The sequence below is a fragment of the Sporosarcina sp. ANT_H38 genome (genome assembly GCF_008369195.1).
Taxonomy (GTDB): Bacteria; Bacillota; Bacilli; order Bacillales_A; family Planococcaceae; genus Sporosarcina.
The window spans coordinates 1,955,562-1,967,474 of sequence record NZ_VOBC01000001.1; the positions used below are offsets into that span (position 1 = coordinate 1,955,562).

Annotated in this window: 10 protein-coding genes; 2 read left to right on the forward strand and 8 right to left on the reverse strand. The window is 36.0% G+C overall.

Annotation, left to right across the window (positions count from 1 at the left end; translation table 11 throughout):
• Positions 1-382: 382 nt before the first annotated feature.
• The gene (locus FQ087_RS09255; protein ID WP_149580163.1) at positions 383-1,648 is read right to left on the reverse strand and encodes an MFS transporter; all 1,266 of its coding nucleotides are present in this window, start codon (positions 1,646-1,648) and stop codon (positions 383-385) included.
• 595 nt (positions 1,649-2,243) lie between these two features.
• Here FQ087_RS09255 and FQ087_RS09260 point away from each other — a divergent pair.
• The gene (locus tag FQ087_RS09260) at positions 2,244-2,492 is read left to right on the forward strand and encodes a hypothetical protein (protein ID WP_149580164.1); all 249 of its coding nucleotides are present in this window, start codon (positions 2,244-2,246) and stop codon (positions 2,490-2,492) included.
• Between the two features lie 270 nt (positions 2,493-2,762).
• Here the strand turns inward: FQ087_RS09260 and FQ087_RS09265 are convergent, their stop codons facing one another.
• The 6 genes from FQ087_RS09265 to FQ087_RS09290 form a co-directional block, all read right to left on the reverse strand.
• Positions 2,763-3,326, reverse strand: coding sequence for a GNAT family N-acetyltransferase (locus tag FQ087_RS09265; protein WP_149580165.1), 564 nt, complete (start codon positions 3,324-3,326; stop codon positions 2,763-2,765).
• Positions 3,327-3,975: 649 nt separating this feature from the next.
• On the reverse strand, positions 3,976-5,196 hold the full coding sequence (locus FQ087_RS09270) for a hypothetical protein (protein WP_149580166.1): 1,221 nt from the start codon (positions 5,194-5,196) through the stop codon (positions 3,976-3,978).
• Between the two features lie 13 nt (positions 5,197-5,209).
• Entirely contained in the window at positions 5,210-6,040 is an 831-nt protein-coding gene (locus FQ087_RS09275; RefSeq protein WP_149580167.1) for a hypothetical protein, read from the reverse strand.
• A complete protein-coding gene (locus FQ087_RS09280) occupies positions 6,037-6,726 on the reverse strand; it encodes an ATP-binding cassette domain-containing protein (protein ID WP_149580168.1) in 690 nt (229 codons plus the stop codon). The genes FQ087_RS09275 and FQ087_RS09280 overlap by 4 nt, the downstream gene beginning before the upstream one ends.
• Before the next feature lies 1 nt (position 6,727).
• Complete coding sequence (locus tag FQ087_RS09285) at positions 6,728-7,111, reverse strand: GntR family transcriptional regulator (protein WP_149580169.1); 384 nt, start codon at positions 7,109-7,111, stop codon at positions 6,728-6,730.
• A 979-nt stretch (positions 7,112-8,090) separates the two neighbouring features.
• Entirely contained in the window at positions 8,091-9,449 is a 1,359-nt protein-coding gene (locus FQ087_RS09290) for an S-layer homology domain-containing protein (RefSeq protein WP_149580170.1), read from the reverse strand.
• 913 nt (positions 9,450-10,362) lie between these two features.
• Between FQ087_RS09290 and FQ087_RS09295 the strand changes: the two genes are divergently transcribed.
• The gene (locus FQ087_RS09295; protein WP_188006688.1) at positions 10,363-11,265 is read left to right on the forward strand and encodes a transposase; all 903 of its coding nucleotides are present in this window, start codon (positions 10,363-10,365) and stop codon (positions 11,263-11,265) included.
• An 81-nt stretch (positions 11,266-11,346) separates the two neighbouring features.
• Here the strand turns inward: FQ087_RS09295 and FQ087_RS09300 are convergent, their stop codons facing one another.
• Entirely contained in the window at positions 11,347-11,847 is a 501-nt protein-coding gene (locus FQ087_RS09300; RefSeq protein WP_149580172.1) for a HEAT repeat domain-containing protein, read from the reverse strand.
• Between the last annotated feature and the right edge of the window lie 66 nt (positions 11,848-11,913).

Below are 11,913 nucleotides of genomic sequence, written 5' to 3' on the forward strand. Positions count from 1 at the left end.
TGACTTGAGTCCCCCTGCCCACTACTTGTATAGTTCCGCTTTGGATTGAATGACTTCATTACAATTACCGACGTGTAGAGATGCCCTACATCCGTCGCGCTCCAAGTACACAGAGTGCTGAAGATTTTTGGGACGAATGAATAGCTGGCTTATTACCTGGAGAAATGCCGCCAAAGATGCAATTTTGGTGGCTAATTCTTTCTATACTTGAATCAATTTCATAATAGAAGTATTAACTATAAAATACGAACAAGGTTGATTTCCGCTTCAGGCGGACGCTTTCCGCGGGTACCGCGACCTAAAAATAAAAAACAAAGACCATTGTAGAAATCTACAATGGTCTTTGTTTTGATTGACTTGTTCTTCCAAAAAATACTACTTTTTAGTTCCACAAACCGCTTTCAACTATTTTCTTCTTGCTCTTAAAGGCAATATAAATTGCAATAATGTTAACGATGAACATAGCTATTAGTGCATAAAGTACCATTTCATAAGTACCTGTAAAGTCATAGACAAAACCATATGCAGGAAGCACAACCATTGAAGCGACCGCCAACCCTAAAGATGCAGTTGAGTAAATCTGGCTATATTCTTTGTTCCCGAATAACGCTGTTGCCAACATAGGAGCCAGCGTACCTATAGAGGCACCCATGAAACCGAAAATTGCAGCAGCAATAGTAATAAGTACCACATTTCCTGAGAAAAACTGCAAAATAATTACCGATACGATACCAAGGCACATTGCAAGAAATGTCGTCGTTTTCGCCCCTATTTTGTCACTGAAGAAACCTAATGCCAATGCACCAACTAACGCACCAATCATATAAACACCCATTATATTCCCAGCGAATGCAACCGTATATCCTTGGCTAGTTAAATAGGTAGGAATATGCATTGAGAAGCTAGCAATTGCTGTTATAAGGAAGAAAAATAGAATCAAGGAGTAAAAAGCTGCGGTTTTTTTTGCTACCGCTAGTGTGATTCCTTGGTTGCTAGTATCTTCATTTGACAGGCTACTTTCGTCATTTGTCGCTGCCGTCCCGTATGGTAATAGACCTTTTTCCTTAGGGGATTTGCGAATTAGCAACAAAATGACTGGTACAACAATGACAATAACCGCAATACCAATAATAATGTATGTACTACTCCATCCGCGAGTAGCTATCAAATTACCTGTTATTGGCTGAACAATTGCGCCAATTGCTCCGCCTGCTGCCCCCATTATACCAAGTGCAAGCCCTTTGCTTTTTTTAAACCACTGGTTAATCAAAACTGGCCCGGCAATCACGGTAATAAATACACCGCCCACTGCTAATGGAATTGATAATACATACCATCCCCATACAGAATTCATTAAACCAAATGCAGCAAATGCTCCCGCTTGTAAGATAATTGCAATAGTTAGCAAGTATTTTGTATTGTATTTCGCCATCATTTTACCACCAATAGGTAAGATGAGCATCGTCACTACTGAGGAGATACTTAAGTATAGTGTCAGACTGCCCATGCCAATTCCAAGTTCTTTAGAAACAGGAGTTAAAAATAGCCCAGCCGAGTTATTCAGTGCCCCTTTTCCAAGACCCACCATAATACATAAACCAATCAATATCCACCATGCATAATGTATTTTCTTTTTTGCATTTTCCATTTCTTATTCACCTTCTACTTCCGATTATTTTGTAGCATCATTATAAATGTGAACATTATCCAACAATACTTTAACACTAAATTAGTATACCATATTTTTAAAAAACCTCTATCTTTTTTAAAGAAACTGTGTAGCAGAAAATAATTATACTTAACTATTCACGAGAATTCCTTACAGATCCACTTCAAATCATTACTTGAACCCTCTCCCACACAATTCCCCAATGTAATAAGGAAACATGAGTACTTATTGCTGAAAGAACCCAAATTGGGAACAGGCAGTAAAAAAATTGTTCCGTGGGATTGAACAGGATGAATTAGTATTACTAAGACGTATTTTGCGACAGATGATCCATAATCATACCTAATCTTCATCTTAGTCTCGAACTCATCATCATTTCCCTTTCACTTATTCACCGATATATCGTTAGCATGTTAATCACCTAAGCGTAGATAGTATACATTTTTTTGTTTGAATGGCTCAAAGAAAACGTGAAAAATGGTTCTAGCTCGTCAATATTTTATATAAAAAGGAAGAATGGGATATAGGGAAATTAACTAATCATGTAGCACTTGTTACGGGTGCTGGAACAGGTTTGGGACGCGTAATTGCAATTGCTTTTGCAAAAGAAGGAGGTGCAGGAATCCCACTTGCTTTCTTCTTGTTCCACCTGATGGCACAAGTAAGTGACAGCCTTGAAGACATTAAATACATCTCACTAAATACCCCGTTCGAAACAGCTGCAATTTTAAATGGTGACGGTTATATAATCCTTGCAATGATTGGGTTTATACTTTATGCGATAGGAATACGTGTATTTCAACAACAAGATTTACCGTTATAATTGTAAGCGTCTATAAAACCTACTTATTATTCAGGCGGGTTCGGTTGATAGAGTGAAAAATACCAATAAAAAAGTAAATTTCATACTAACTAGCATTTATTTCAACAGCAAATTGGCAATATAAATGACAAGTAAAAACACCCCCGAAAGTTAGATTTATTACTCTAACTTTCGGGGGTCGGTACCAAATATGAGCGTTTTTTGATGTGCTATTTTACTATCCTTATTGAACTAAAGATACCCGTTAGTGAAACAAACTCACCTTTTAGTTCAATAAGCATTTTTTTCTCTGTTTAGCCAATTCTCTCTTGTTAAATTCATATTAATAGAGTCAATCCATTTACCTTCGAATTCTAGTTCGTTTTCATCAATGCTATATATTACAAAGCCAACCTTTTCATAAACATGCTTTGCCCTTGGATTGAAGTCAAATACACTTAAAGTTAGTTGGTTGAGTGTAGTGTTTATAAATACATAATCAATTATTAGTCGAGTTGCTTCCGTACCTAATCCTTGATTCCTTCCCCTCGGCCCAATAAGTATCCTAAAATTCATACTATGATTTTTTTCATCGTATAAATTGACCACCACCTCCCCCACTAAGAAGTCCTGGGTTTGGTCAACAATAGCAAGATCCAATCGATCAGTTTGTTCATTCCTTGTATTGTACCAACGAAGAGTTGATTCCCTATCAAAATCCGAACTGCTTCCTGTTAGTTTTAATATTTCGGAATCCTTTAAGCATTCTTCTATAAAAGGAAAGTCTTCATCCTTAAAGGGTCTGAGAACAACTTTCTCCCCTACTATTAGTGGTTTATCAGCTAGATTTACCATTCCATTCACGCTCCATTAATTCTATTTAACATTTATCCACATTAGTTAGTATGTAATTAAACTCAACTGCCCTATACTCTAACTACATTCCCTTACAATATATTACTAACTTTAAAAAAATACTATAAAACTGTAATCCTCAACATAATTGGCCTGTTTGTTGAAGAAACCAATTCGTCCTAACAATCTGGCCCGATTGTTGAACGCAAGTTAAAACATCACTCTTCAACTAAACTCCCCCGTTAGTTTAAGTCAATATCTTCACAATCTATATTGTGATTTCAACGTAAATATACAATAAAAAAATCACCTCTAAGAAAAAGAGAGAGGTGATTCTTAATAAAACTTTGAACTCTATAATTACTTATACCATCAGTAACCTACATTAATGTCAGGTTACCAACTAAAATGTAACCGGACAGGTCTCAATTGTAAAATAACTTTCTGGAACTCGCTTATGGAATAAAACTTCATCAATTCAGACTCCATCATTTGTATCGTATTTTGCTTTATCAGCAAACTATAAGTTCTAAGCCTATCAAGAGTTACATTGGACAGAATCGATCGAGACCACTGAAAAGGTCAATTTGTACCTTTTAACCAGTCAAAAGTGCATGCTTTAGAAACTAAAGCAAACTCTTTTCATAACTTATTCGATATCCATACCATATATATATAACTGGAATTGTTCTGCGTTTTCAGGGGAACCTTTTCTGATTACTTCACCCTGGTAAATTGTATCCCTCGTTTTCAAATCAACAACAGTGATGATAGCCTTTGTTTTTAAATTTGTTACATGGGTTGTCACATATAGCTTACCGTCTTTCGCGATTATAATTGGTGGTTCAGCATAACTTATTTCGTTTGATAGCTGTATAGAAAATTCATTATCTACTTGATCTTTCTCTATACTATAAGGCGTTACAACCAAATTTTGCCCCCTTAATTTCGAGAAATAAATCGTTGAACCATCAAAAAAATTGATCTGACTCTCATTCAAACTTTCCGTCAATTCTATCGTCTCTTTTTCTTTCGTTTTTAAATTGTAAGAAACTAATTCCCGATTTGTTTCATCTATCCTATCCGATTCTTCTTCTTGATTCATTTTGTCTTGCGTTTTTATGAATATAAGATTTTCATTCGCTTTGTTATGGGTTGTTTGAAGTAGCTCTGCATAGATATATGCATTGCCTTGGTGCTCCTGGATGGATAAAATCGTTTCATTACTTATTATTTTCCCAGTAGATATGTCGAACGAGTAGATGTGTTTTTCATTAGTGTATTGCCCATTCTCCCTAGTCGTATTATGGGTAATCATTTTTAGTTCGTTATCAACCATCTGGACATCTTCAACAAATATTTGTTCAACTACTGAGCTGTCTGGAACTTTAATAGAGAAGGAAGATGTAGTGCCATCGTCTTTATCTAAAATAGATATAGCGAATTTGAAATCTCTTGTTTTAAACGGATTTGTTTTATTCTTCACTTCTGCATAAGCTAGCAAGTTATTGTTCTCAAAAAACGAGACAACACTTTGACCTTTCCCTCTCATGAAATTACGATACTTCTCCTGTAACTCCTGAATCATTGGTGGAGGGTTTCCTTTAACCGACTCAATAATGGAACTACCATTTCTATTATCCGAACCATCAGATGTAATTTGCAAGTTAGTGTTTACATAACTCATAGATAGCCCTTCATGATAGGATCCTCCCAACACCAAAGATTTTATTTCTTCAGCATCACCGCTCTTCTTATTTATCACAAACTTCGGGTATTGTGTTGCGGACATAGCAGAATTAACATAAAACATTCCAATGCTAAGTACAATAACTGCAATAATTGAAGTAAACTTCCAATATTTTTTCATTTTCATACACTCCCTATACAGTTATCTTGTTCTTTAATAAATATCCACTCATCCAAATGGACCCTGCAAGTACGAGTACACCCATTACTATCTCAAGTACAAATAATTCTAGTGGATAGAAAAAATAATCTAATACAAATTCTTGCAACAGTAGAGGTGACATAAATACAGCAACAGCAACTAAGCTGAATAAAACCCCAATAATAATACCCTTCCACCTAAAACTTCTTTCAAATAAAATGGCAGTAAATAGAATAGACACAACCATCAAGCCTGCTCCATAATACAAAATACATTCTAGAAAACTATTTGGGAAAAGTATTCTTAATTCAGTGCTGCTTACAATCTCGTTGACATTCATATCCACTCGGAATTCCTTTGGCAGCATCCATTTAAAAACCGTTGTCTCTATTGGAATCAAAATAAGTTGAAATGCCACAAAACCAAACGTTGCTAATAGAATATTTGTTATTTTTGCGTAAAAAACATTCAATCTCGTTGTTGGTAGCATTAATAATCGGTAAATAAATGTATTTTTCCCAAACCAATCGCGATACCAGATCAGGAAAATATAGAATGCAACACCTGCTATACATAACGCGATTGGACCAAGGAACCATACGCTTCTGGTTATCGATACAAAACTCATTTGTCCATAGTTTGTTATGAAATCTGCTTTAAGCATAAACTCTTCATAAATTTTTTCATTGGCCATGTTTAGATATCTTTTCGACATCACTATGACTCCAGCCATTTGTACAACTAGTGTAATGCCTAGTAGGACTGCAAATATTTTTGCAAAACGATTGAATTCAAAATTGACCAGCTTCAAGTAGCTTTTCATTTCTGATACACCTCTCTCATAACATCCACCACAGATTTCCCTTCGTTTTCACGAGCTTCTTCCGCGCTGAACTCCTTGATAACAATCCCTTCATCTAATAGCACAACCTTATCGATTAAATGTTCGATATCACCTATTTCATGTGTCGTTATGATAACGCCTCTATTTTCAATTAAATGACTCGTGAACACTTTAGCAATTTCCTCTCGACTAAACATATCTATTCCAGAAAATGGTTCATCCATTAATACAAAATCGACATCCATTGCTAAACCCAGTAACAAATTGACCTTTGCCGCATTTCCTTTTGATAAGGATGAAATTCTATCGGTTTCATTTAAATTGAAAAAGCCAAGCAATTCGGTTGCGCGTTTTTGGTTCCAGCATGTATAAAAATCATTCATGAACTCCATTGCCGCAGAGATTTTCATCTGTGGCAGCATCGTTATTGCATCAGGAATAAAGGTGATTTTTTCAAACATGTTTTTATTAATGGTTTCTCCGTTTATTAAAATTTGCCCTTTGTTTATCGGGGTAAGTGCCATAATGGCATTTAAAATGGTTGTCTTACCAACTCCGTTGATGCCTATTAGACAAGTTATTTCACCTTTGTTGGCTGTAAAAGACACACCTTTTAATATTTTTTTCCGACCATAATTCTTTGCAATCTCTTTTACTTCAATCATTTTAAGCCCCCTTATCATCGTTATTATCTGTGTACTTTGTTCTTACCAAGTTCAATAATTCATCAACTGGAACATTAATAGACCGAACGGATGTTACAAACGTTTCAACTGCCTCAACTAGCAACTCTTCTCTTACTTTCCCTAGTATCTTTTCATCGGTTGTTATTTTGCTCGGATGATTCCGTTCGGTATGGATCAAGCCCTGTTCCTCCATTTCCTTATACGCTCGTTGTGCGGTATTTGGGTTTATGTTAATCCTGTTTGCCAACTCCCGCCTCGATAATATTTCTTCTCCAGGTACTAATTCTCCAATTGCAATTTTTTCTTTAAAATACCGAACAACTTGCAAATAGACGGGGTCGCGATTATTAAAATTCACATTCATCGAAACAACTCCTATACTTTCTTTAATGTGATACATGATTTTTCAGTGTATGTACTAAGTGGTTCATACACATTAAGTGTATTATATGAGTAATAAACAAAGTTGTCAATACTATCCATTTTCGCGATTGAAAGGAGATTGATATTGGTAGGGACTTTAGATGAAAACGATAGACGAGTTCTTCACCGTAAACGCTGACTTTACACGTTTTTTTATCAAAGAAGGGATACGAAAAAAATCCTTTCAGGAATATAAGTCGAATGCCGAAGGGGTACTAAAATTAGCAATGTTACCCATATAGATTTCTTTGCCATTTCTAAATTTGGGAATCACCAATGCCATTAAGATTACTGAAGTGAAAATACAATAGAAGCCGATGAAGAAGGAAAGATTAATCTTCCAATGCCTATATGCTTCATCTTGATGTTTTTTGAATATGATCTTTGAAGTGCTATCCCATTAATCAACATATTATTTAGTTTGTATGTGAATCAATTTCACAATTACTTATTTCATGTATAAAGACGAACGATATAATTCATCTACCAATTCATTGTCCGTCAATTTTAAGGACTACTCTCGTTGATTGTAGCGGAAGATGGCGACTCCTGCGGGAACAGCGCGAGCTGAAGACCACGCAGGAGTGAAACGACGAGGAGGCTGAAGCCGTGCCCGCGGAAAGCGTCCATCTGAAGCAAAAATCAACATTGTTCGTTTTTTCCGTTTAATAATCCTATTATGAAATTGATTCATGTTATGCAAATTCAATAAAAAAATCGATTTTCTGTACGTTCAGAAAACGACTTTTCTTCTCATTCTTGTTCCAGTAATTGAGTACAAGGAACCATTCTACCTTGTGATGGAATGGGTTCCTCCCCCCTCACATAACCGTGCTTGTTCTTATGTTTAGAAAATTTTTCTAGAGATTAATTGGTTATAAAAAAATAAAGATGAAAGCACCCTGAGGATGCTTTCATCTTTATTTTTTCAATATATGTTTTTTATCTCGTACATCTATAATTTCTAGGTCTCGATCTGTCACTATCATATCTTTTGCTTGAACGCTAGATAATTGTGCTGTTTTCTTATCTAGTAAGCTGTATTTAAATACCCCTTTTTTATTGAAATAGTATATTGTTGAATGCTCATATTCTACGGATTTATGATTTTGTGTATAAGGGAAAGTACCGATTTTTGTACCAATATCCTCAAAAATGAATCGAGCACTAAACCTGGATTCTAATTTTAAATCTCCTCCACTCAAATTGACGGAATAAAGAAATAAGGGATCATCTACATTGGGTATATCTTTATAGTATGACTCAAAATCACGTGGTTCTTTTTCTACTGTATAGTAGATTCTGTCATTCCATACATACATGTTTCTTTCTCTTGCATTATACGACATAAACGGAAGTTTAATTTCTTCTAGCTTTCCACCGTCTATCGTTGTCTTCATCAAACCAAATGAAGAAGGAATCTCACTCATCATCCCAATAACTTTTTGGTATGGAATATAGAGTTCATTATTGTATAAAATAATAGGAAATTTCCTTCCAAGCCTTTCTTCAAAGTGCCCTTCTACCGATTCAAAATTACTTTTTGAAAGTAAGACAATTTCTTCATTTGTCTGTTGATTTAATTTGACTAACATGTTGTCTTTAGTCTTATACTTCCATCCATCTCGAACAATTTCTGAACCGGCGTCACCAACAAAGGATTTATATGCTTTTACTTTCATCGAATCTTCCATTGCACGAGCTAAAAATGCGGAGAAATGTGCACGTGTAACTATATTAGAAGGTTTGAAAGAACCATCTGGATAACCACTTGCAACCCGATTTTTAGCAATGCTATTAATATCTGAATAGGCCCAATGTATTGGAGATACATCTGTAAAAGTTGGCTGACTATCTAAAGTCATATTGAACGCTCTCCGTAAAATAGCAGCCATTTGTGCGCGAGAGGTTGATTCCCCTGGTCGCATATAACCATTATCTCCACGAATTATTCCTTTTTCATTGATTGTTGCTAGTATGGAATAATAGTTTGATTTGGTCGTTACATCTTTAAACTGAACAGTTGCATTTTTAATTAGCTCAATATCAAGTGCTTTCACTAACATTGCCGCTGCCTGTGCACGCGTTATAGGTTCATTTGGCCTGAATGTACCATCTGGATAGCCACTGATAATATGTTTGTCGTGTAAATATAAAATTGCTTTAGCTGCACTGTTTCCTTTTAAATCTGAAAATGCTTGGTTTGACTCCGCTTTCACGTTAGATATCATAGAAATTGTTAGCAAAAATGATACGATAAACGTCGTTAACTTTTTCATTTTATCCACCCCTTCATTGATAAAACCCGGAAGCTCTTTTTAAAAGATTAACCCAAATAAATCCATTGGTCAATTAATTCACCAATGAATCTGAAATAAAGAAATTATAGAAAATATTAGTCGAATTGTAATAATAATACCTTAGACTCACATTAAAATGTAAGGCTTTTTTAATTTTGCTCGTATGCGATACAAAAGAGAAAAAATCCCACTTCTCTTGTTAAACTAGTCGTGTAGAAGGGAACCTCTCAACCTTGCGGCAGGTTGTTTTCCTCCCACTTCACAGAACCGTACTTGCGCTATTTACGCACAGGGCGGCTCCTAGCCACCATTCACAAAATATAGCTAATCTCTTTCGCTCAGATTTTGCCAATTCTGCTATCCTGAATGGTTTGTTTCCAATTAGTATCCCTACCTCTGCGCGTAGTGAATGTGTCCCTAGTATGGGTGATAACTTGGGTAGCGGCCTTTCCTACAACGGCATTTGGCTTCCTTGCTTATTATCGCTTGTCCACCATACTCTTCTATAATATGTAAATCCCTAATAGTGAAACAAGAATTACTGGTTGTACAATAAATGACGTTGGTGAAAGAAAATCCTCATCCCTTTTTTAGGAAATGAGGAGAATCTTCACTAACGTCATTTTTTATAAATATATGGGACCAAGTAATCCTGCTACCCGCTGATTTCCGTTCCGAGCGGACGCTTTCCGCGGGCACGGCCTCAGCCTCCTCGTCGCGAAGATCGCGCTCCTGTGGGGTCTTCGGCTCGCGCTGTTCCCGCAGGAGTCGCCGCTCTGCACTCCAATCAGCTAGAAAGTGTAGGGGTCATAAGTTCAATATAAATAGAAAACAAGTGAGATTCTCTGTCGAATAAAAGTCGACCAAAACCATCATCCAGGAGGGAATTCACTTGTCATGTTCTACTAGTATAAAATCTTTGATTGATATTCAAGAAGTGAACATTATTGTTGGCGAAAATTGTGTAAAAGAAGGAACCTATAAAGGGAAAAGGTGTAAATACATTTCCGGGAAGTTAAGCTATATTCCCACACATTGCGTGAAATGCGGTGTGAAAAACACCGACTTTACAGTCTATAAAAACGGGACACAATTATCCAGAATTACCTTACCCATTACGGGTATAAATCCAACCTACCTACTTCTAAAGAAACAACGTTTCATGTGCCAGGCCTGTCAATGCAGTTTTACTGCCAAAACACCTATTGTTCAAAGGAATTGTTTTATTTCACAAAATGTAAAAGCGCAGGTCATTTTAAAGTCTACAGAAGCACAGTCACTTACGTCTATCGCAAGGGATTGTTCAGTATCACCTGCAACCGTTCAACGTCAAATTAACCAAGCCGCAAAACAATTTATCCCGCACTCCAAAACACTACCTAAGCATCTTTCTTTTGATGAGTTCAAATACGTAAAAGGTGAAATGGCCTTCGAATATATAAATGCGGAATCAGGAGACGTATTGGATATCCTAGACAGACGAAATAATCTTAGGATTAAGAATCACTTTATTGTGAACTACAGTTTGACTGACCGTCAACATGTGGAAACCGTAACAATTGATATGAATGCGGGTTATGTAAGTGTGATTATTATAAGTGCAATACTAGTTGTTTGTAGTGCAAGATGGCGACTCCAGCGGGAACAGCGCGAGCTGAAGACCCCACAGGAGCGTGCTTTTTGCGACGAGGAGGCTGAAGCCGTGCCCGCGGAAAGCGTCCATCTGGAACGGAAAACAACGGGATACATGGAAGACTATATGAAAAAGGACTATCCTAAAAATCAGCTTTACTGACTTCTTGGATAGCCCGACAATAACTAAATTATGGTTGGCTACTATTCTTCACCAACGTCATTTGACAAAGAACCGAATTAATTATTTTTTCTTAAAAGCAATCAAATTTTCTAACGTATCTGACAGTATATCCATTTGTCTTTCTTTTTCATTTAACTCTTCTTTCACCTCAATAATACAGTTCAATAAAATTTCATCTGCTATTTCACCTTTAATTGATTCTATCAATTGATACGCTTGTGCTTGTACTTCAAAGTTTCCATTTATCAAATGGTAAATTAGTGTTTCTACATGTGCTGAACAATCGAACGGTTCTAGTGCGTATAATAGTGTTCCTCTATACCCTAAAGTTTTTGGATCATTAATAACATCTATTAACGGTTGTACCACTTCTTCGCTCCCAATGTCACTTAAAGTTAAAGCGATGGAGTTTCTTAATGAAGCATTTTCTGTTCTTTGTAAGTATTCAATAAGTAGAGGAATTACTTGAATGTCCTTACTTCTGCCAATTTCCTCTAAAATGATTGCTGCTTCCTCAAACTTGTCATTTTCTATTGCAAATCTTAATGAATTATTGTCCATAATACCTATCCAAACTCCTTGTCATTTACCGTAATTAAGTTTAGATTATCATACTGTTCTTCTTCA

Coding starts and splice junctions, on each gene's coding strand:
- FQ087_RS09300 (WP_149580172.1), bottom strand. CDS start 11,847: ATGGACAATAATTCATTAAGATTTGCAATAGAAAATGACAAGTTTGAG.
- FQ087_RS09285 (WP_149580169.1), bottom strand. CDS start 7,111: ATGAATGTGAATTTTAATAATCGCGACCCCGTCTATTTGCAAGTTGTT.
- FQ087_RS09275 (WP_149580167.1), bottom strand. CDS start 6,040: ATGAAAAGCTACTTGAAGCTGGTCAATTTTGAATTCAATCGTTTTGCA.
- FQ087_RS09280 (WP_149580168.1), bottom strand. CDS start 6,726: ATGATTGAAGTAAAAGAGATTGCAAAGAATTATGGTCGGAAAAAAATA.
- FQ087_RS09290 (WP_149580170.1), bottom strand. CDS start 9,449: ATGAAAAAGTTAACGACGTTTATCGTATCATTTTTGCTAACAATTTCT.
- FQ087_RS09265 (WP_149580165.1), bottom strand. CDS start 3,326: ATGGTAAATCTAGCTGATAAACCACTAATAGTAGGGGAGAAAGTTGTT.
- FQ087_RS09270 (WP_149580166.1), bottom strand. CDS start 5,196: ATGAAAAAATATTGGAAGTTTACTTCAATTATTGCAGTTATTGTACTT.
- FQ087_RS09255 (WP_149580163.1), bottom strand. CDS start 1,648: ATGGAAAATGCAAAAAAGAAAATACATTATGCATGGTGGATATTGATT.